Below are 21643 nucleotides of genomic sequence, written 5' to 3'. Positions count from 1 at the left end.
GCGCCGGTATTAATAGAACAGGGGGTGATGCGAAGGCAGCGTGTCGCGCTTAAGTGCTACCGCGTGGCGGCAGCACTTAAGCGACTAGGCATTGACGATAACGGCGAGGCACATTCAACGTTCAGTCATTCCATTGCGCTTCGCGGTTATCTATAAGCGGCTCTGGTTCGTTCAGCACGATCTGCGCGATCTGGTCTTTACGCATGAAGGCTACCCGTGGGTGTTTTTTTGCATAGCGAATAAAGCGATCCATCGCCGCCGCTATAGCCGGCGTTCCGCCAATACGGTCGTGCGTTGCGATTGACATCATGCGGCGGCGTGAGGCGCCCTCAGCATAAAGACGGTCAAATTCCAGCTTCAGCTGCTCGTAATATTGATCGGCGGAAAAATGGCGACCCTCAACCAGCACGATGTCGTTATTGCGCACGGTGTACGGCACGACGGCGAATTTCTTGCCACGTACCAGGGTGACGAAGGGCTCGTCGTGGCTGAGGTCATCAATGTGATAGTTGAAATTAAGGTCTTGCAGGATTTTGAGCGTATTGGGGCTGCGACGGAGCCAGAACGCGTTAAAGCCCACAGGCCGCTTCCCGGTGACCTTTTCCACGGCGGCTGCGCCTTCCTCGATAAAGCGTCTCTCCTCCTCATACGAAAGTTGATAAGAATTGTCCCAGCGTATCCCGTGGCCGGATATTTCGTGGCCACGGTCAGCAATGGCCTTTACCAGCTCAGGGCTACGTAGCGCCGCCTCGCCGACAACGTGCGAGGTAACTTTTATCTGGTTCTCGTCCCAGAGATTAAGCAGGCGTTGCACGCCCTCCGTGTAGCCGTAGGCATACCAGGACATAGCCGGCAAATCGGGCAAACCGTTGGTGATCGGGCTGCTGGAAAAAGGGCTTTCTGCGCCGTCTGGCTGCCCACCCGCTTCCACTTGCATGGAGACGGAAATAACCAACTGCTCGCCGTTGGGCCAGGTCGTTGGGGCGGCGGTAACCAGGCCAGATAACAGCAGGCCGGCGCTTAGCAGAGCAGCGTTCAAAGGGTGGCGGATCATGATGTCGCTCCATGTTTTACGAAGGGCAACATCGTGGCAGCGGGCATTCACCGGAAACACCGCGGCGCCGCGCAAGCACTTTCAAGCTGGCTTTAAAGGTTTCTGACGGTTCTGTAGCTCCGTTCCGCAGACGAAAAAAAACCGCTCAACCGATGGCGGAGCGGCGGGGAAGAGACGTTGACTGAGGAGCTACCGCTATCAACGTCAGTAGAAGGGGGGCGCGGAGCAGGTCGCGCCTGGATGTCAGCTGTCTTGAGCGGCCCTGTCGGCAGCTTTCTGCGCCGCGACGGCTTCAGCGTTGGCGCTTTGCGCCTTCTGCTGAATGGCCTCGTTTCGCGCAACAAACGCCGGCGATTCTTCGGCAAGGCTAACGGTGGAGAAGAACAGCGAACTGGTGGCAAAAACGGCAGTAAAAAGCAAAGTACGGGACATAAAGTGATCCTCAAAACGGGCTCATCGGAGAAAACGTGGCCAGTCTAGCGAGGCGTCGTGGCGGGAAAAATCACGGAATTAGTGAAGCGCTGTTACCTGAAACGCAACAGTGGTCAGGGTGCCCAGTGGGCGGGATTGTCGAGAATGGCTTCATCTTGGGCGAACAGCGGCGGCAGCTCTTCTTTAAGAAACTCCACCCACGCCTTGATCTTCGCATCAAGAAAACGCCGCGATGGATACAGCGCGTAGATGTTGCGTTCACGCAGACGGTACTGCGGCAGCAGGCGCACCAGACTGCCGTCGAGCAGCGAGGGACAGGCCACGAAAGAAGGCAGCAGACAGAAGCCCATGCCGGCCTGCGCGGCCTTGGCCAACGACTCGGCGATATTCACTTGGAAGGATTCGGTGGGCAGCACTTCGTAACTGCCATTGGCGCCGCCTTCACCTTCATCGAGCACCCAGTTGTCCACGTACAGCGGATCGAGCAGGCGCAGGTAACGGTGTTCGCGCAGTTCGGCCGGGCTGCGAGGGGTGCCGTGCTTGGCCAGGTAGGCGGGCGCGGCGCAGAGCACGCTGTACATGGCGCCGAGGTTCTGCGCGACCAGTTGCGAATCGGGCAGTTCGCGGGCGAAGGTAATCACCACGTCGTGGCCGTCTTCGATGGGGTCGGGCGTGCGTTGCGACAATGTCAGGTCGATCACCACCTGCGGGTAGCGCTCCGCGAACACCGCCGCCAGTTGCGTCAGGTGCTGCAAGCCCAGGCCGGTCATGGTGTGAACCCGCAACCGGCCGCTGGGAATCAGGTGCGCGCCGCGCGCTTCGGCGGCGGCTTCGTCCACTTCGCTGAGTATCTGCCGGCAGCGTTGCAGGTAGCGCTCGCCGGTTTCGGTCAGGGCCAGGCGCCGCGTGGTGCGGTGCAGCAGGCGCGCCTGCAGTTGCTGCTCCAGCTCCGACACCAGACGCGACACCTGCGCCGTGGAAAGTCCCAGCGCCTGCGCGGCGGCGGTAAAGCTGCCGGTGTCGATGACACGGGCGAACACACGCATGCTTTGAAAGGTGTCCATCGACGGTTCTCCGGTAAGCGGTTGGCGCGGTCATTATTGCGCGGTGGGTAAGGCTGCTCTACCAAACACGCTGATTATCTGCCCTGGACGGCAAAATATACTTGGACGCGTGAGCGGTCATCGCTTCGGCTTCGCCGAGAGCGGTCTTCCCGTCTCGTCTATTTTTTCAGGGGTGTGCATGACTGCTGAGCAGCGCTTTGCTCGTCGCGTGCGGGTCGCGATTGCGGCCTTCGTCGTGCTGTTTGGCTATTTTCTGGCCGCCGATTTGTGGATGCCGATAACACCGCAGGCGCAACTGACGCGCCCGGTTTTACGCATTGCGCCGCGCGTGAGCGGGCAGGTCTTGGATATCGCCGTGGGCAACAACGCCCATGTGCAGGCCGGGCAGCTGCTGTTTCGCCTTGACCCCGAGCCCTTCCGCCTGGCGGTGCATGCGGCCGAGCTGGCGCAAGAGCAGGCAGAGCAAAACAACGCCCAACTGGATGCGGCACTCGCCGCCGCGCGGGCCGATCATCAGGCAGCGCAAGCCACGGCCAGCGAGCTGCAGCGTGAAGGCACGCGGCTGGGCAAGCTGTTGGCCACGCAGCATGTGTCGCGGCAACTGTACGAACAAACCACTTCGCAGACGTCAGCCGCGCAAGCGAAGGTCAGCGCGGCGGCGGCACGTATTCGCGAGCTGACGGTGGAGCGGGGCGAAGCCGGCAACGGCAACCTGGCGCTGCGCTTGGCGCACAACGCGCTGGAGCAGGCGAAGTTGCAACTGGCCTACAGCGAAGTGCGCGCCGAGCGCAGCGGTACGTTGAGCAACTTGCAGTTGTCGCCGGGCGCATATGTGGCGGCGGGCAGTGCGGTGGCCGCGCTGGTGGCAGACCAGGCGGACATTAGCGCCGACTTCCGCGAGAAATCTCTGCGCTATGTGCACCTGCAAGACGCGGCATCCGTCGTGTTCGACGGCCTGCCCGGCCAGGTATTTGCCGGCACTGTCAGCGCCGTCGATGCCGGGGTGAAGGAAGGGCAACTGGAAGCCAATGGCGACCTCGCCGCGCCGGCCATTTCCGATCGTTGGGTGCGCGATGCTCAGCGTCAGCGCCTGCATGTGGCCTTGGCGCAACCTTTGCCGCAAGCCTTGCCCAGCGGCGCCAAGGCCACGGTGCAGCTGTACCCGCATGACGCGCCGCTAGCGGCGTTCTTCGGCCGCGCGCAGATCCGCCTGATCAGCCTGCTGCACTACATCTACTGAATCGGCCATGAACCTGCCCGCCCTTACCGACAACGGCCTGCGCCAATGCCTGCGCCTGGCCACTGGCGGCACGCTTGGGCTGCTCGTCAGCAAATTGATGGACTGGGACAACGGCTCGTTTTTCGCCGTGTACCCGATGTTGCTGTTGGGGCTGACGCCGGTCATCAACGCCCATGTGATTCGCCAATTCCTGGCCCAGGCGGTGGTGGCGTGTCTGGAAGTGCTGCTGATTTACGGCCTGTTCGGCGACCGTCCGCTGCTGATCGTGCCCCTGGTATTCGCCTCGTTCTTCTGGCGTTTTCGGCTGATGGCGCAGGGGCCGTTGTTTATGTTTGGCGCCTTGGGCTGTGTGTTTTTATCGATGCTGCTGCACTTCGCCAGCTACCCCGACACGCACCTGTACGACCTGCTCGCCAGCAACCTGGTGGCGGCGGTGCAAACCGTGCTGATCGCCTGGTTGATGTTCTTTCTGTTCCCCGACGCCAAACCACGTCCGGCCAAACCGCCGGTGAGCAAAGACCTGCCCAGCCAGCGCCACGAAGCATTGCTGGGGGCGAGCATCGCCACGCTGTCGTTTATGTTGTTTCAGAGTGCGGATTTGCGCGATTCGCTGTCGGCGCAAATCGCCTCGATTCTGGTGCTGTTCCCCATGCACTGGAACGGCATCCGCTTCGCGGGCCGCATCCGCGCCCTCGGCACGCTGCTCGGCTGCGCGGTCGGCATGACCTTGCAGCTGGTGCTGTATGACCACTACAACGTGCTGCCGCTGGTGACGTTGCTGTACTGGATTGCCACGTTTTACTGCGCGCGCATTCATGTGCGTGAAGGGGCGCAAGGCGTGGGGTTTGGTGCGCTGACCACCATTGCGATTGTGTTCGGCCAATACCTCACACCGCACCAGGACATGATGTTCAGCCTGGCGTATCGCTTGAGTTCGGTGTGTATGGCGGTGTTCGTCACGCTGCTTGCCGTGTTTGCGCTGCACCGGTTTTTTAACCGGTTTGCGGCGGTTCGGCATATGAGTCATGAGCGGTAGGACGCAGGGTTGGCGTCGGCCGCTTGCCCTCTCCCTAACCCTCTCCCGCAGGCGGGAGAGGGGACCGATTGGTTTAGCCTCGCAGATCTGCTCCCCTCGCCCGCTTGCGGGAGAGGGGCTGGGGGAGAGGGGCTGTTACTTCAGAGCTGCTTCTGCCACACCTTCGGCTTGAAGAACAACGTCTCGCCCTTGGCCAAGCCGGCCAAACTGTCGTGGTCTTTCACCACTTCGGCTTCGATCAGTTCGTCTTGCCCCGACACTTTCAAGGTCACCCGCGTGGTTGCGCCCAGTGGGCGGATGTCGCGTACTTCGGCGGCGTGGTGGTCTTCCATTTCCTGGCGCGACAGCGAGATCTCGTGCGGGCGGAACAGCACGTGGTTGTCGCCGTCGACGCGCAGGCGGTTGGAATCGCCGAGGAAGTGGTAGACGAAGTCGCTGGCCGGGTTTTCGTACACCTCGCCCGGCGAGCCGATCTGTTCGATCACGCCCTTGTTCATCACCACAATACGGTCGGCCACTTCCATGGCTTCTTCCTGGTCGTGGGTCACGAATACCGAGGTCAGGTTGATGTCTTCGTGCAGGCGCGCCAGCCAGCGGCGCAGCTCTTTACGCACCTTGGCGTCGAGGGCGCCGAAGGGTTCGTCGAGCAGCAGCACTTTGGGCTCCACCGCCAGGGCGCGTGCCAGGGCGATACGCTGGCGCTGGCCGCCGGAGAGTTGCTCGGGGTAGCGGTCGGCCAGCCAGTCGAGCTGCACCATGTTGAGCAATTCATGCACTTTTTCGGCGATGCGGGTTTCGCTCGGGCGCTCGCCCTTGGGCTTCATGCGCAGGCCGAAGGCCACGTTGTCGAACACGGTCATGTGGCGGAACAGCGCGTAGTGCTGGAACACGAACCCGACGTTGCGATCACGCACGTCGTGGCCGGACACGTCTTCACCGTGGAACACGATGCTGCCGTTATCCGGCGTTTCCAGGCCGGCAATAATGCGCAGCAGGGTGGTTTTGCCGCAGCCGGACGGGCCGAGCAGGGCCACCAGCTCGCCGCTCTGGATGTCCAGATTGATCGCGTCGAGCGCCTTGAAGGCGTTGAAGTTCTTACTGACGTTACGGACTTCGATACTCATGACTTATTCCTCGTCCGCTTTGGCTTTAAGGCGGTTGATACGGGACTCGCTCCACTGCTTGAGCAGAAGGATGAACAGCGCCAGGATCAGCAACAAGCTGGCCACAGCAAAGGCAGCAACGTGGTTGTATTCGTTGTAGAGAATTTCAACGTGCAGCGGCAGGGTGTTGGTGACGCCGCGAATATGGCCGGACACCACCGACACCGCACCGAACTCGCCCATGGCGCGCGCGGTACACAGCACCACGCCGTAGATCAGACCCCATTTAATGTTCGGCACCGTTACGTGCCAGAACATCTGCCAGCCGTTGGCGCCGAGCAGGCGGGCGGCTTCTTCTTCCTGCGTGCCTTGTTCCTGCATCAGTGGAATCAGCTCGCGGGCCACGAACGGCACGGTGACGAAAATGGTCGCCAACACGATGCCCGGCAGGGCGAACACAATCTGAATGTCGTGCGCTTGCAGCCATGGCCCGAGCAGGCCCTGGGCGCCAAACATCAGCACGTAGACCAGACCGGCAATCACCGGCGACACCGAGAACGGCAGGTCGATCAGCGTCACCAGAATGCTTTTGCCCTTGAACGAATACTTGCTCACGCACCAGGCGGCGCTGACGCCGAAAACCACGTTGAGCGGCACCGAAATCAGCACGGCAAACAGCGTGAGTTTCAGCGCCGACAAGGCGTCGGGTTCAAAGATGGCGGTGAAGAAGGCGCCCACGCCGTTCTTCAAACCCTGGGACACCACGATGAACAGTGGCAGCACCAGAAACAGCACGAACACCAGCCAGCACAGGCCGATCAATATGCGGCGGGCATTGACGCTGCCCCGGCGTGCGGCGTTGGCGGAAGCGGCCGCGCTTAGCGTTGATGAAGACATGGCGCGCTCCTTATGGTTTTTCGATGCGGCGCTGCAGCAGGTTGATCAGCAGCAGCAAAATGAAAGACACCACCAGCATCAGCACGCCAATGGAGGTGGCGCCGCGGTAGTCGTATTGGTCGAGCTTGACCATGATCAGCAACGGCAAAATCTCGGTCTTCATCGGCATGTTGCCGGCGATGAAAATCACCGAACCGTACTCACCCACACCACGGGCAAACGCCAGGGCAAAGCCGGTCAGCCAGGCGGGCAACAGGGCGGGCGCGAGAATGTAGCGGAACACCTGAAACGGCTTGGCGCCGAGGCAGGCGGCGGCTTCTTCGATTTCACGCGGAATATCGGCCAGTACCGGCTGCACGGTGCGCACCACGAACGGCAGCGTCACGAACGTCAGCGCCAGGGTGATGCCCAGTGGCGAATAGGCGATTTTGAAACCCAGGTCAGCGGCGAACTGGCCGACCAGACCGGTTGGCGTGTACAGCGCGGTGAGCGCGATACCGGCAACGGCGGTGGGGAGGGCGAAAGGCAGGTCGATCATGGCATCGATGACCTTGCGCCCGGGAAAGGTGTAACGCACCAACACCCAGGCCAGCAGCGTGCCGATCACGCCGTTGATCAAGGCGGCATACAGCGCGGTGCCAAAGCTCAGCTTGAGCGCGGCGATAACGCGGGGGGCGGTGATGATGGCCCAGAACTGGTCCCAGGTCAGTTGCGCGGCGTGGACAAACATGGCCGCCAGCGGAATCAGCACAATCAGACTGAGGTACACCAGCGTGTAACCCAGGGTCAGCCCGAAGCCGGGTATGACGGGGGATATCTTGCGCGACATAAATGTCCTTTGTGAAAGCTACTGCGCTCGGTAATACGGCGTTGGCCGGGTGGGAGAACTGCTCATTGGCTACTGCCAACTCCGCCTTTCCCCCAACCGGCCGCCTTGTTTTACCTTCGCTCGCTACGCTTGCGTCTTCTCGAGCTGTTGCCCGCAAACGTTCGGATTAAAGAGCCGCTAACGATTACTGGGCTTGGTAGATCTGGTCGAACACGCCGCCATCGTTAAAGAATTTCGGTTGCGCAGTTTTCCAGCCGCCGAAGTCCTTGTCGATAGTGACCAGGTCCAGCTTGGGGAATTGATTGGCGTACTTGGCGGCCACTTTCTCATCCCGTGGACGGTAGAAGTTCTTCGCCGCAATTTCCTGGCCAGCCGGGCTGTACAGGTGATTGAGGTACGCGGTGGCGATTTCAGTGGTGCCTTTTTTCTCGGCGTTTTTGTCGACCACAGCCACTGGCGGCTCGGCCAGAATCGACAGCGACGGCACCACGATGTCGAACTTGTCGGCACCGCCATCTTCTTTAAGCGCCAGGAAGGCTTCGTTTTCCCAGGCCAGCAATACGTCGCCCTGACCGTTGTTGACGAAGGTGATGGTTGAGCCGCGTGCGCCGGTGTCCAGAATCGGCACGTGCTTGAACAGCTGCTCAACATATTCCTTGGCCTTGGCTTCGCTGCCACCGGCTTTCAGGCCATAGGCCCAGGCGGCGAGGAAGTTCCAGCGCGCGCCGCCGGAGGTTTTCGGGTTCGGGGTGATAACCGACACGTCTTTCTTGATCAGGTCGCCCCAATCTTTGATGCCTTTAGGGTTGCCCTTGCGCACCAGGAAAACGATGGTCGAGGTGTACGGCGTGCTCGATTGCGGCAGGCGGGTTTGCCAGTTTTCCGGCAGGCTTTTGCCCAGTTTCGCGACTTCGTCGATGTCGCCGGCCAGGGCCAGGGTGACCACGTCAGCACGCAGACCATCAATCACCGCGCGGGCTTGTTTGCCCGAACCGCCGTGAGATTGCTGGATGGTGACTTTGTCGTCGGCATGGGATTGCTGCCAGAATTTGATGAACTCAGCGTTGTATTCCTGATACAGCTCGCGGGTTGGGTCGTACGAAACGTTCAGCAGTTCGTAATCCTTGGCAACGGCGGTACCGGCGAACAGGGCGCTGGTCAAAGCAGCCAAAGCGAAACGGCGAATGGACATGGTGTAACTCCTAAGATTTCAAATTTTGTTCAAGTGTTGTGGCTGAGTTTCTTATGAGGATTGCCGCATTCGCGGCTGGCAGCGCGGGCGCTGCCGGCGTGTTTCAAAAAAGCGAATCAGGGGATGTGGCTGGGTGTTCATCAAGGTGCCCTCCGGTCGTCCAGTAGGGGGGGATCAGTCAGGCTTGTTTGCCAGCGGCCGGCGGCTGAAGGCGGAATTTTTCTTTGCGCTCGATCTGAACGACCTGGCCGTTGTGCACGGTGATTTCAACCGAGCCAAAACGCAGGCCCTGCAGAGCTGCGGAAATTTCGCGGAGGATGCCGGCTTCGTCCTGGCCCTCTACGCTACGAAGGGGTGCGCTCATCAATCTGCTCCTGGAAAAAATGCCCTGGGTTGAACGTGGCTAGTGGGCGTGGAGCGGATAGTAGAGGGCGCCTAATATTCTTAAAAATACTATTTAAGAATTTTTATATAACCATTTCGAATTGATCGCTGCCCCCATCTCTATAGCGCGACGCGCCCGCGCGTGAGCGCACCCACTCGAAGACGGAAAGCCTCGGAAACAGAGGCCTGCAGGCGACTTTTCCCCACGCTGTGGCCAGTAGACTGCCAGTACGGAATTTTCATTTATCGCATAAGTAAATAATTTCTTATTCCTTAACGCGTATAAAACCGCTCCCTATACTCGCCTCCACACCGTCATTCGCAGGAGGCGTTTCCCATGCGCAGCGAACCGATCCGCTATTTGATTGTGCCGGGCTGGCAAGGCTCGGCCGACGAGCATTGGCAAAGCCATTGGCAACGCAGCCTGCCTAACAGTCAGCGTGTGGAGCAGGCCGATTGGCTGAACCCCGACCGCGATGCCTGGGTGACCCAACTCAACCGCGCCATTGCCGCGCACGCCACGCCGGTCATCCTGATCGCCCACAGCCTGGGTTGCATCACGGTGGCGCACTGGGCGGCCAGCGCCCCGGTGGAACTGCTGCGTCGGGTGAGTGGCGCATTGCTGGTGGCGCCTGCTGATGTCGAACGCCCGGCCTGCCCGGAGCCGTTGAAAGGCTTCGCGCCGATTCCCCGTGAGTTGCTGCCATTCCCGACGCAACTGGTGGGCTCGGACAACGACCAGGCCGCCAGTGCCGCCCGCGCCATTGAACTGGCCCGCGACTGGGGCGCCGAAACGGCGATTCTCAGCGGCGTGGGGCACATCAATGTGAAGTCGGGGCATCAGCGTTGGGAGCGCGGTTTTTCTTACCTGTACCGCCTGCAAAACCGTATCGAACAACACGCTCGCCGCAGCGCCTGATCGCTCGCCACGTCGTCTTTTTTACTGCCCAAGCCGCTGAACGACAGCCGGCTTGGTTTGGAGTTTCCGTTATGTCCCGCACCGCACAACCGGGCCAGCCGTTGCTGACCTTTCCCGACGCCGACAAAAGCCCGCTGAGCATTCGCGCCAAGGCGCTGGTGTTTATCGACGCCCGCTCACGGCAACTGCGCGAAGAAGTGTCGCAACTGGCGCCCAGCGTGTTGCCGGTGCTGATTCAAGGCGAAATGGGCACCGGTAAGGAATTGCTGGCGCGGCACATTCACCGCGAGAGCGACCGCGCCGGTTTGTTCGTGGCCTTGAGTTGCAGCAGCCTCAGCCAGAACCACGCCGAGGCCGAGCTGTTTGGTTACGCGGCTGGCGGTTACCCGGCCAGTGCTGGTGCGGCCAGCAGCCGGGCGGGGTGGTTTGGCTCGGCCAATGGCGGCACGTTGTACCTGGACGAAATCGGCGACTTGCCGCTGGCCCTGCAAGACAAATTGCTCGCCGCGCTGGAGAACCGCGAAGTCACGCGTGTTGGCGCAAACCACGCCAGCCCGGTGGATGTGCGGTTGGTCGCCGCCACCAGCATCGACCTGGGTAAGGCTGTCGACGCCGGCAAGTTCCACCCGCGCCTGTTCCAATACCTGAACGAGGGCCGCCTGGCCTTGCCGCCGTTGCGCGAGCGGATTGGCGACATCCTGCCGATGGCCGAATATTTCCTCGGTATCTACAGCCAACGGCTAGGCCTGACCATGCCTTTTATCAGCGCGGCCGCGCAGCAAGTGCTGGAGTGGCATCACTGGCCGGGCAATACCCGTGAGCTGGAGAACGTTATCCACTTCGCCTTGCTGGTCAGCAGCGGCGAAGAAATTCTGCCCGAGCACCTGGAACTGGCCGGCGTGCACGCGCCGTTGTCGGCTATTGAGCAGCAGCTGCGCCAATGGCTGTCGCGCGCCGGCAACGACGGCGCGATCCAGCTGCAGGCGCTGGTGCAGCGGGTGACGGGTTAGTTTTTACGCCAGACGCTGGCAAGCCACGGCTGTTGATCGCGCGGCAAGCCGGCGGGGCGGTAGTAGTGTTCCAGCTCGGTGAAACCGGCGGTGGTGAGCTGCTGTTGCCAGGCGCCAAGGTCGTGGTAACTGCCGTAGCGCGGGCCGTTCCAGCCTTCCTGATTGTCGCCACGCGGGTTGGAGCTGAACAGCACGCCGCCGGGCTTTAACGTGGCGTGCAACTGGCGTAGCACGCGTGGCAATTCCTGACTCGGCACATGAAACAGCACCGCGTTGGCAAACACGCCGTCGAAGCGTTCGGCGGGCAAATCGAGCGCCAGAAAATCCTGCTGCCACACCTCGCAACCGCTGTCGGCGCGGGCCATTTCCACGAAATTGGCCGAGCCGTCGAGGCCGACGGCGAGGTGGCCCATGTCGCGAAATACCTTCAAATCACGGCCCGGGCCGCAGCCGAAATCGAGAATCTGCAACGGCGCGGGCGCCTCGATGTGTCGCAGCAAGGCGGCGATGTTCTGGCTCACATCGTGGTCGCGCGTGCCTTCGCGAAAGCTTTCGGCGCTTTGGTTGTAGTGCTGGAGCGTGAGGGCAGTAATTTGGGCGAGTTGTTCAGGGGTTAGGGACATGGAGGCTCGACACGAAGGGCTCGTTTGCAGGAATCGAGGCTAAAGCCTCTCCCACAGGAAACTGAAAACTGTGGGAGAGGCTTTAGCCTCGATTTTTTTGATTTAACCGGCTTCTCTGGCAACTGCGGCGTTGGGCTTCACCCCAAACTTGTTGCGGTACTCGCTCGGCGAAAGACTGGTGATTTTCTTGAACGCGCTGCGAAACGCGCCCGGGTCTTGGTAGCCGACGGTCCAGGCTATGTGGTCGACGGTGCCGTTGGTGAATTCGAGCATTTCACGGGCTTTGCCCACCTTTACGTGCTGGCAATATTCCGTCGGCTTCAGGCCCGTCGCCGCGCGGAAGCGGCGCAAGAACGTACGCGCTTCCAGACCGGCGCAATCGGCCATGGCGGCCAGGCTGACGTCCACCGCACCGTTGGCTTGCAACCAGTGCTGCACTTTCAAAACGGCGGCGTCACCGTGGGCAAGAATCGGGGCAAAGTTGCTGCCGCATTCGCGGGCGCTGTCGCTGTGTTCCACCATCAAGAAGCGTGCGGTGCGGGTGGCGATGCTGGGGCCTAGCAGCCGGTCGACCAGGCGCAAACCGATTTCCGCCCAGGCCATCAACCCGCCCGTGGTGATGATGTCGCCGTCATCGATGATCGGCTTGTCGACGTCCACCTTGAGCGCCGGAAATTGGCTGGCCAGTTCTTCGCCATGGGTCCAGTGGGTCGTGGCGTGACGGCCGTCGAGCAAACCGGTAATCGCCAGCAAAAACGCGCCCAGGCAGATGGAACCGACAATGGCGCCTTGCTCGTGACTACGCTTGATCCAGTCCGCCAGCGGTTGCGCGTCTTCGGCTGACGGCATGTCGGCTAACGACGGGGGAATCACTACCGCGCCCAGGCGACTGTGGCTGCCGGGCAAACTGTCGTAAATGCGTTGGGGCGCGGGGTTGCTGGCGCTGCCGCTCCAGTGACTGATGCGCAGCGTGGGCAATTGCGTGGCGTGTTGCTCGGCGGCGATGCGGTTGGCGACGGCGAACAGGTCGGTGAGGCCGTGCACAGCGGCGGTCTGGGCGCCGGGGTAAACCAGCAAACCGATTTCAAGCACCGCCTGATTTTCCTGCTTTGTCATTTTTCCCACCGCTATTGTCGTTCCGGCTAATCCCCGCCCCGCGTCCACGGGCAGATACTTCAGCCACGCCACACTACTCACCTGAACCGAGGAAAACACCATGTCCAAGCAAGCGCTGATCGTAGTTGATATCCAGAACGACTATTTCCCTGGCGGTAAATGGCCGCTGGTAGGCGCCGACGCGGCCGCTGAAAAGGCTGCGCTAGTCATCAAAGCGTTTCGCGATGCCGGTGATTTGGTGGTGTACATCCGTCACGAATCTTCGGAAGCCGACGCCCCATTTTTTGTCGCCGGTTCCCAGGGTGCCGAGGTGCACCCGACGGTGCTCAACCGCGCGGAGGAACCGGTGATCGTCAAACAGCACATCAGCTCGTTCCGCGACACTGAATTGCGCGCCGTATTGGATAAACATGGCATCGATAAATTGGTCATCGTCGGCAGCATGAGCCACATGTGCACCCACGGCATTACCCGCGCCGCCGTGGATTTCGGCTACGACACCACCGTTATTCACGACGCCTGCGCCACCCACGACCTGGAATTCAACGGCGTCACCGTGCCGGCTGCCCAGGTTCATGCCGCCTTTATGGCTGCATTGGCGTTTGGCTACGCCCCGGTGGTTTCGGCGCAGGAGTTTTTAGGCGCTTAAAGGCTCTGGCACGGGCGTTCAAACTGAGTCGGCGGCTGGAATGAAGGTCACTAAACGGCGAATTTTTCGCGGTTTGGTTTCCTGAATGACTCAGCTGCCGGCCAGGTTTTGCGAAATGTGTCGAATATTCTTAAAAAGCATTAAAAACAAACTAATAAGTCTTTTTAGATTTATGGCTTTTTTATTACTGTTGCGCCGTCGTCGCCGGGCCCCCCAGCACGACCCGCACCAAGCAAGCTGAAAGTAGTGACTCCTTGCAGTGTCGGAAAACTAAAAAAGATCTGCACCTGGAGTAAGCACCATGACCAAATCCCCTCTGGCGTTGGCCGTCGTTCTCGGCGTCATCGCACAGCAAGCCGGCGCTGCCGGGTTTATTGAAGACAGCAAAGCCTCGTTGGGTTTGCGTAACTTTTACATCAACGCGGACAACCGCAACGTAGCCCGCAGCAACAGCGCCGCCACTACTCCAAACAAGCAAGAGGAGTGGGGCCAGGGGTTCATGTTCAACTACACCTCCGGCTTCACCCAAGGCACCGTCGGCGTTGGCGTCGATGCGCTGGGTCTGCTGGGCGTGCGTCTGGATTCGGGTAAAGGCACTCACTACAACCCCACCAGCAATGCTTACGGCGGCATCGTTTTCCCAACCGACAGCAACGGTGAAGCGGTAAACGACTTCTCCAGCGTCGGGCTGACCGGCAAGATCAAAATTTCGAAAACCGAAGCACGCATCGGCACCTTGCAGCCGAAGCTGCCGGTCGTGACCTTCAACGACGGTCGTCTGTTGCCGCAAACCTTTGAGGGTGGCCAGATCACCTCCAACGAAATCGACAACCTGACCGTGATCGGCGGCAAGCTGGAACACGCCAAGGGTCGTACTTCGAGCAGCAGCGAAGGTCTGTCGATCAGCGGCGCCAACAATGCAAAAACCGGCAAGTTCAACAACGAGTTCTACTTCGCCGGCCTGGACTACAAGGTCAATAAAGACCTGCTGGCCCAGTACTACTACGGCACGCTGAACGAGTTCTATCAGCAGCACTTCCTCGGTCTGACCCACAACCTGGCGTTGCCGGTTGGCAGCCTGAAGTCTGACCTGCGTTACTTCTACAGCACCGCCGACGGCAAGAACGACAGCGTCTCCGGCCGTGCCGATGGTTACTACGCAACCGGTTACTACGGCACCACGCCTTCCAACGGCCGCCGCACCACCACCACAGGCGAAGTCGACAACCGCACCTGGAGCGGCCAGTTCACGTACACCCTGGACAGCCATGCGATCAGCGCCGGTTACCAGCAAGTGTCGGGCGACAGCAACTTCCCGTATCTGGACCAAGGTGACGGCGCTACCGCGTACCTGATCACCGACCGTCAAATCGGTAAATTCCTGCGCGCAGGTGAGCGCACCTGGTTGGCCGAGTACGCCTATGACTTCGCCAAAATCGGTGCACCTGGCCTGAAAGCCACCATCACCTACCTGAAAGGCGACAACATCGACTCCGCCACCGGCGACCAGTCTGAGTGGGAACGCGATTTCCGTCTGGATTACGCTGTTCAGGCCGGCACCTTCAAAGGCGTTGGTTTCTCCTGGCGTAACGCCGCACTGCGCAGCACTGTGGCTAACCAGAACGACCAGGACGAAAACCGCTTGATCGTGAGCTACACCCTGCCGCTGTTGTAATACAGCGCGCTACAAGAAAAGCCGGGCTGATGCCCGGCTTTTTTTCGTCCCCGATTCGTCGCGCTTATAAACCTTAGCGGGAAGAAAGCCACACGCTTGAGAGATTGGAGCGGCCTTAATTTCGCCGCCATGTCGTGAGAATTCGACGCCTCATTTTCTAACGGACGTCGACCTTCATGCGCCGATTTTTTCGCACTTCGTTAATGCTGTACTTGGCGTGGAGTGTCCTGTTTTCACCGTTCGCCCCTCTGGTCTCTCATGTGCACGCCGCAACGTCCAGCGAGCATGAACGTCTACCAGAGTTGGGTTCGCCGGCGGCCAAGCCCGCCGGTGAAGCGTCCGCCGTACAAGACCCATCTTTCTTGTGGGCAGCGGTACCGGATGACCTGACGTCGAAGCCAGCACACAGCCGCAGCCAAGGCGTTGAAGACGCAGTCGCTCAGGGATTGGGCATGCTGTCTGGCGCAGCCAGTCAAGCCAGCCGCAGTTGGTTCGACAGCCATCACATCACCTCGGCGCTGCAACTAAAGGGAACGCGTGGCGGAATCGAGGGCGCAAGCCTGGACGTGTTGCTGCCGTTCTACAACGAAGGGGCGAGTCTGTGGTTCGTCCAGTCCGGCCTGCGTCGCGCCGATACGTACAGCGACGACTATCGCACCACCGTCAATATGGGCCTTGGCTATCGCCACACGGTGGGCGGCTGGCTTGTGGGTGGCAATAGCTTTTATGACCGGGACCTGACTGGCGAAAACGCCCGCTTGGGTGTGGGCCTGGAAGCGTGGGCGGATTTTTTCAAGCTGAGTGTCAACGCCTACCAGCCTCTTTCGAACTGGAACCCAACACCGGATCAAGCCGATTACCTGGAGCGTCCTGCCAAGGGTTGGGACGTGCGCGCTGAAGGCTATTTACCGGCTTATTCGCAACTAGGCGCCACACTGGCGTACGAGCGGTTTTATGGGGACGAGGTGAGCCTGTTCGCGCCAGGTGATCGGCAAAAGAACCCCCACGCCGTCAGCGTGGGGATTATTTACAACCCGGTTCCGCTGGTAGGTCTGAGCCTGGACCACCGCATCGGCCAGCACGGCCAGGCCGACACCTCTGCCCGTCTGGCATTCAACTATCGGTTCGGGGAACCACTGGCCAAGCAGCTGTCGAGCGCCAACGTGGCGGCCAGTCGTATGCTCGCAAGTGCGCGCTACGACTTGGTGTCGCGTAACAATGAAATCGTCCTCGAACATCGATTGGAGGCGGCTCAGATGATGCTGCCGGACGTTATTTCAGACAGCGAGCTAAAGACCGTTGATTTTGCTGTGCACGGCGCAGAGCGCGTAAATGCCATCAGCTGGACCGGCTCAGCGGCAGGTTTTGCGTTGCCTTTAAACGCAAGCGGGCGGGGCGCTCTTGAGTTGCCCGCCTATGTCGCTGGCGCGGCTAATGCCTACTCGTTACAGGCCACCGGTACCGACAGGGCGGGGCGCGCTGTCGTCTCCAACGCAATGACGGTAGTGGTTCAGCCATTATCGGCCGTGATGAGCGCAACCCCAGCGTCTATCGCTGCGACTGGCGTGCACACCAGCGTTATCAAGATAAAGGTGGCGAGTGCTAGCGCTCAGCCGCGAATGGCCGGTGTCACGGTGAACTGGACCACCACAGCGGGCACCTTGTCCGACGACGTTTCGACGACTAATGCGGACGGCGAAGCGTCGGTTACTCTGACCAGCTCTACGACCACGAACACTGCCATTGTGGAGGCGCACTACGGCTCGAGCACACAACGCGCGTCGGTCAGTTTCACCGCTGGCGCAGCGAGCGACGTAGCGCTAATGGCTAGCACAATTCGGCTCACCGCCGATGGCACAAGCACCACCCGCTTGAGCGCGGTCGTACAAGATTCGCACGGCAATAGCGTTGGCGCCGGTCAGGCGGTGGGCTGGAGCACGAGCGCCGGGACGTTGAATCATGATTCCTCTCTGACCGATGCGAATGGGGTGGCGACGGCGGTTCTTACTAGCTCGACCGTCGTTGAAACGGCCTCGGTCGAGGCAACGAGTGGTACGGGAAGCGACGTGGCAGCCGTTGCGTTTGTGGCCGGCGAGCCGGCAGCCCTGACCGTGACGGCGTCGTCCCCGTCCATTGTTGCTGACGGCAGCTCGACGTCGACGCTGAGCGCGACCGTCACCGATGCCAATAACAATGTGGTTGAAGCGGGCACAACGGTGGAATGGACGACGAGCGCCGGTGTTTTGGCTGACGTACGTTCTGTGACCAACGCTTCCGGAACTGCCACGATTGTTCTGACCAGCCCAACTGCTATTGGTCAGGCTACGGTTGAAGCGCGCAGCGGCACGGCTACAAGTTCTGCCGTCGTAAGCTTGGTTGCGGGCCCGGTTGCGCACATTGTGCTGAACCGATCTGCCGAAACCATTTCGGCAGATGGCAGAAGCACGTCGACGATCAGCGCTGAGTTGCGTGACGCCCAGGGTCGAACAGCAGCGGCTGCTGGCGGTACATCAGTGAGTTGGGCGGCGGTGGGGGACAGAACTGGGTCAACGGGCACGCTTTCCCTCATGACATCCGTCGCGAATGCCAGCGGCATTGCCACTACGGTGCTCACCAGTGGCCTTTATGAGGGACAAAGCACTGTCACGGCTTCTGTGGGCGCGATGCAAGGCACTACGACTGTCGATTTTGCGGTAACCATCTCTCTGCGTTATTCGGGGTCGGACCCACTTACGCTTTCTGGCCGCGGCGATGTTACCGCCAGCGTATCCGGTGCGGATGGCAAGCCTCTTACAGGCGTGACCGTGTATTGGCGGGACAGTTGCGCGTTGGGTAACCAACTGATGTCGCCGATCATTGGAGTCACGGATAGTCGGGGCGCCACTATGACTTCTGTGAGTCTTGTACGCATTCCCGCCGTAGATCGTTTCGCCGGGTGGTGCACGGTGGAGGCATCGGTCGGCGGCGCGGATGGAGTAGGTTACGGCTCCACGATTCAGATTGACGGATTATGAGCCGATGGCGGCATGGTCGCCGGTAGGCGGAGTCTGCGCGCTTACCTGCAGGGCGGCGGGACAGTTCGGGAGGGAAGGCCGCCGCCGCTTTCCATTGAACCATTTGTTCGGTTAGGGATTTGCAGCGGTATAAATGGAGAAGCAAGGCATGCGCGGTTGCCTTGCTGGCTGCCATTTTCTTCGTTCCACGGTGATTGGCGGGGCTGGTTGCGCCCTCTCTTCAGATGTTCGTACAGGCCGAACCGAGGTTAAAAAATACGCGTACGAAGCCGGGCAATAGGCCCGGCTTTTTTGTGTTCGTAGGCCACGAAGCCGTGTTTCAAAGAGGTCGCTCTCGATTAGCGAATCGTCAAGATCCAATTCGGCCGTTCGAGATCTGGGAGTTGAGATAGTCGTGGTTTAGAAGTTCGCTAAGGTATTTCCCTACACCGCGGTAAGACTCCGGCGACCGCTTTCAGCCCGTCCCGCTCACACACTTCGGCTTCTCATTTCTTCGTGTTATGGAAGTCGAAACCATGCATTCCTTCTCCAGAAAGCTCTTATCGCTATACCTAGCGTGTAGTGTTGCGCTGTCGCCGCTTATTCCGGCGGTTGCTCAGGTCTCCGCACCTGTGTCTGCGCAGCAGCAAAACCTGCCGGAACTTGGCAGTGCTACTGCAACCATTCCTTCAAACGTACCATTAACAAACTCTTCGTCCGATTGGCTTTACGCGGCTGAGGCCCCTACTGATCTAGGCCCCGCTGCGTTGCGAGGCCGAAGCCAAGGGCTTGAGGATGCGGTAAGCCGAGGCGTAGGGCTTATATCTGGCGCTGCAAGTCAAGCCAGTCGAAACTGGTTCGATAGCCACCACATCACTTCCGAGCTCGCCTTAAAAGCAGGAGAAGGTGGAGTGCGCGGCGGGAGCCTTGATTTATTGATGCCTTTCTATAACGAAGGCAAAAACCTGCTCTTCGTACAGTCCGGCGTTCGCCGCGCTGATACTTACACCGAGGACTACCGCAACACCGTCAACTTGGGTCTCGGTTATCGCCGTAACGTCGAAGGCTGGCTGCTGGGTGGTAACAGCTTTTATGACTGGGATGTAACGGGTAAAAACGCCCGTCTCGGTGTTGGTGTTGAAGCGTGGACAGACTTTCTCAAGTTAAGCGCTAACAGCTATCAGCCGCTTTCAAACTGGAAGGCATCCCCTGACCAAGCCGCTTACCTGGAAAGACCTGCCAAAGGGTGGGATCTTCGAGCGGAAGGGTACTTAGCCTCTTATCCTCAGCTTGGCGCCAAGGTTGCATACGAACAATTCTATGGCGATGACGTCAGTTTGTTCGGTGTAGACAACCGCCAGAAAGATCCGCGCGCTTTGAGTGTTGGAGTTATCTATAACCCGATCCCGTTGATTGGCTTGAGTGTCGATCACCGCGTAGGGCAACACGGAATTGCCGATACGTCGGCCAATCTTGCGCTGAACTATCGAATCGGAGAACCGCTGTCGAAACAGCTCTCCAGCAGCAACGTGATGGCCAGCCGCATGCTCGAAAACATGCGTTACGACCTAGTATCCCGTAATAACGAAATCGTAATTGACCATAAAAAAGACGGCGGCCAAATAAGCTTGCCCGAGGTCATCTCCGACACTGAATTCAAAGTTGTTCCTTTCGCAATCAAAGGCGCTGCGACCTTAAAGTCCATTAGCTGGACAGGCACCGCGGCTAGCTTTGCTTTGCCCTACGATGGAAGCGGTCAAGGCACCGTTCAACTTCCCGCGTATGACAATACCGGCGTGAATATCTACAGCTTGCAAGCTGTTGGAACCGATAAGTCGGGGCGCGCGGTTGTCTCCAATCCAATGCAAGTAAGTGTGCAATCATTAGGGTTTCAGCTGACCGCTCAGCCCGCCGCTATCCCTGCAACGGGAATAGATTCCAGCACGATAAAAGTCAAAATTCTTGGCACCAGCAATCAGCTACGTGCAGCCGGTGTTCCGGTGAACTGGGTGACCTCCGCAGGTACGTTGTCGAGCAACAGCTCCACTACCGACGCAAACGGTGAGGCGTCCGTGACGCTAACGAGCAGCAAGCTCGCAGGCGTGGCGACCGTCGAAGCAACATACGGTGCGACGAAACGCACGATTAACGTCGACTTCACTGCCGGCGCCGCGGCCACGATGACCGTGGTTGCTTCGCCTGCCTCAATTGTCGCCAACGGCACCAGCACCTCCACCATCAGCGCAACGGTGACAGATGCTAACGGCAACGCCGTAGGCACCGGTGTGAACGTGAACTGGAGCACGAGCGCCGGTAGGTTGGGAGCTCAGTCGTCCACCACCGATGCGAGTGGTGTAGCGACAGTTACCTTAACGAGCGCCACCGTTATCGGTAGCGGCACTGTGACGGCCAGCAGCGGTTCGGCCACCAACGACGCAAGCGTTGATTTCACCGCTGGCGCTGCCGCAACTATGACCGTCACTGCTTCGCCTACCGCGATCGTCGCCGATGGGACAAGCAAATCGTCTATCAGCGCAGCTGTGACCGATGCCAACGGCAACGCCGTAGGTGCCGGTGTGAGCGTTACCTGGGGCACCAGCGCTGGCACGTTGGCAAACGCCTCGTCCACCACCAATGCAAGCGGTGTGGCGACGGTTGAACTGACCAGCTCTCTCACTTCCGGCAAAGCTACAGTGACCGCCACAACCGGTTCTGCGACTAACACTGCCGCCATTGATTTCACCGCTGGCGCTCCCGGAACCATGACAGTCACTGCTTCGCCTATTGCGATTGTCGCCGATGGCACGAGCACGTCGACTATCAGCGCAGCTGTCAAAGATGCCAACGGAAATGCCGTAGGTGCCGGAGTGAGCGTTACCTGGGGCACCAACGCTGGCAAGCTGTCGGGCGCATCGTCCACTACTGACACAAACGGTGTGGCGACGGTTGAACTGACCAGCGCCACCACTTCCGGCCTGGCCACGGTGAGTGCCGCAAGCGGTTCGGCGAGTAATACCGCCGAAGTTAATTTCACTGCCGGTGCAGCCGCCGCAATGGATGTCACTGCTTCGCCTAATTCGATTGAGGCGAACGGCACCAGCAAGTCGACCATTAGCGCCACCGTTATAGACCTCAACGGCAACCCGGTAGAAGGCAAAACTGTGAGCTGGAGCACCAGCGCCGGTAAGTTGGCCAACACTTCGTCCACCACCAACGCAAGCGGTGTGGCGACGGTTGAACTGACCAGTTCCACTACTGCTGGCCAAGCCACTGTGACAGCCACAAGCGGTTCTGCGAGTAATACCGCCGAGGTTGATTTCACTGCCGGTGCAGCCACTGGAATGGATGTAACCGCTTCGCCTGCTTCGATTGAAGCGAACGGCACCAGCAAGTCGACCCTTAGCGCCACGGTTAAAGACGCTAACGG

Annotated in this window: 18 protein-coding genes; 8 read left to right on the top strand and 10 right to left on the bottom strand. The window is 60.0% G+C overall.

The genetic code is table 11. From position 1 onward, the window contains the following. Nucleotides 1-121: 121 nt before the first annotated feature. The 3 genes from AC0IW7_RS24160 to AC0IW7_RS24150 form a co-directional block, all read right to left on the bottom strand. Nucleotides 122-1054 carry a polysaccharide deacetylase family protein gene (locus AC0IW7_RS24160; protein WP_471821345.1) on the bottom strand — a complete coding sequence of 311 codons (933 nt, stop codon included), beginning with the start codon at nt 1052-1054 and terminating at the stop codon, nt 122-124. A gap of 243 nt (nt 1055-1297) precedes the next feature. Continuing rightward, a complete protein-coding gene (locus AC0IW7_RS24155) occupies nt 1298-1486 on the bottom strand; it encodes a hypothetical protein (protein ID WP_471821344.1) in 189 nt (62 codons plus the stop codon). A 113-nt stretch (nt 1487-1599) separates the two neighbouring features. Continuing rightward, nucleotides 1600-2550, bottom strand: a complete 951-nt coding sequence (locus AC0IW7_RS24150) for a LysR family transcriptional regulator (RefSeq protein ID WP_471821342.1) — start codon at nt 2548-2550, stop codon at nt 1600-1602. 178 nt (nt 2551-2728) lie between these two features. On the opposite strand from AC0IW7_RS24150, the gene AC0IW7_RS24145 reads away from it, so the two are divergent. Continuing rightward, on the top strand, nt 2729-3790 hold the full coding sequence (locus AC0IW7_RS24145) for an HlyD family secretion protein (protein ID WP_471821341.1): 1062 nt from the start codon (nt 2729-2731) through the stop codon (nt 3788-3790). Nucleotides 3791-3797: 7 nt separating this feature from the next. Further along, on the top strand, nt 3798-4826 hold the full coding sequence (locus tag AC0IW7_RS24140) for a DUF2955 domain-containing protein (RefSeq protein WP_471821339.1): 1029 nt from the start codon (nt 3798-3800) through the stop codon (nt 4824-4826). 140 nt (nt 4827-4966) lie between these two features. Here the strand turns inward: AC0IW7_RS24140 and AC0IW7_RS24135 are convergent, their stop codons facing one another. The 5 genes from AC0IW7_RS24135 to oscA all read right to left on the bottom strand — a co-directional run bounded on the left by AC0IW7_RS24135 (nt 4967) and on the right by oscA (nt 9211). Beyond that, a complete protein-coding gene (locus AC0IW7_RS24135; RefSeq protein WP_471821337.1) occupies nt 4967-5950 on the bottom strand; it encodes a sulfate/molybdate ABC transporter ATP-binding protein in 984 nt (327 codons plus the stop codon). Nucleotides 5951-5953: 3 nt separating this feature from the next. Further along, nucleotides 5954-6826 (bottom strand): sulfate ABC transporter permease subunit CysW, encoded by an 873-nt coding sequence (cysW, locus tag AC0IW7_RS24130; protein ID WP_471821335.1) that lies wholly within the window; start codon nt 6824-6826, stop codon nt 5954-5956. A 10-nt stretch (nt 6827-6836) separates the two neighbouring features. Continuing rightward, nucleotides 6837-7655, bottom strand: a complete 819-nt coding sequence (cysT, locus tag AC0IW7_RS24125; RefSeq protein ID WP_122492428.1) for a sulfate ABC transporter permease subunit CysT — start codon at nt 7653-7655, stop codon at nt 6837-6839. A 184-nt stretch (nt 7656-7839) separates the two neighbouring features. After that, on the bottom strand, nt 7840-8847 hold the full coding sequence (locus AC0IW7_RS24120; protein ID WP_471821333.1) for a sulfate ABC transporter substrate-binding protein: 1008 nt from the start codon (nt 8845-8847) through the stop codon (nt 7840-7842). A 178-nt stretch (nt 8848-9025) separates the two neighbouring features. After that, nucleotides 9026-9211 (bottom strand): sulfur starvation response protein OscA, encoded by a 186-nt coding sequence (gene oscA / locus AC0IW7_RS24115; RefSeq protein WP_108095379.1) that lies wholly within the window; start codon nt 9209-9211, stop codon nt 9026-9028. Nucleotides 9212-9568: 357 nt separating this feature from the next. Here oscA and AC0IW7_RS24110 point away from each other — a divergent pair, with 357 nt between their 5' ends. Further along, the gene (locus AC0IW7_RS24110; RefSeq protein WP_471821331.1) at nt 9569-10150 is read left to right on the top strand and encodes an RBBP9/YdeN family alpha/beta hydrolase; all 582 of its coding nucleotides are present in this window, start codon (nt 9569-9571) and stop codon (nt 10148-10150) included. Nucleotides 10151-10221: 71 nt separating this feature from the next. Beyond that, nucleotides 10222-11160, top strand: a complete 939-nt coding sequence (locus tag AC0IW7_RS24105) for a sigma 54-interacting transcriptional regulator (protein WP_471821329.1) — start codon at nt 10222-10224, stop codon at nt 11158-11160. Here the strand turns inward: AC0IW7_RS24105 and AC0IW7_RS24100 are convergent. Beyond that, nucleotides 11157-11783, bottom strand: a complete 627-nt coding sequence (locus AC0IW7_RS24100) for a class I SAM-dependent methyltransferase (protein ID WP_471821327.1) — start codon at nt 11781-11783, stop codon at nt 11157-11159. The two genes, AC0IW7_RS24105 and AC0IW7_RS24100, sit on opposite strands and share 4 nt — an antisense overlap. 102 nt (nt 11784-11885) lie before the next feature. Further along, nucleotides 11886-12899 (bottom strand): GlxA family transcriptional regulator, encoded by a 1014-nt coding sequence (locus tag AC0IW7_RS24095; protein WP_471821325.1) that lies wholly within the window; start codon nt 12897-12899, stop codon nt 11886-11888. Between the two features lie 100 nt (nt 12900-12999). On the opposite strand from AC0IW7_RS24095, the gene AC0IW7_RS24090 reads away from it, so the two are divergent. The 4 genes from AC0IW7_RS24090 to AC0IW7_RS24075 form a co-directional block, all read left to right on the top strand. Next, nucleotides 13000-13548, top strand: coding sequence for a cysteine hydrolase family protein (locus AC0IW7_RS24090; protein WP_471821323.1), 549 nt, complete (start codon nt 13000-13002; stop codon nt 13546-13548). Nucleotides 13549-13849: 301 nt separating this feature from the next. After that, the gene (locus AC0IW7_RS24085; RefSeq protein ID WP_471821321.1) at nt 13850-15223 is read left to right on the top strand and encodes an OprD family porin; all 1374 of its coding nucleotides are present in this window, start codon (nt 13850-13852) and stop codon (nt 15221-15223) included. A gap of 176 nt (nt 15224-15399) precedes the next feature. Further along, the gene (locus AC0IW7_RS24080; protein ID WP_471821319.1) at nt 15400-18237 is read left to right on the top strand and encodes an inverse autotransporter beta domain-containing protein; all 2838 of its coding nucleotides are present in this window, start codon (nt 15400-15402) and stop codon (nt 18235-18237) included. Nucleotides 18238-18737: 500 nt separating this feature from the next. After that, on the top strand, nt 18738-21643 hold a 2906-nt coding region (locus tag AC0IW7_RS24075), incomplete at its 3' end, for an inverse autotransporter beta domain-containing protein (RefSeq protein WP_471821317.1).

This window comes from Pseudomonas sp. AC229 (genome assembly GCF_979254655.1).
This window is presented reverse-complemented; position numbering and strand designations above follow the sequence as displayed.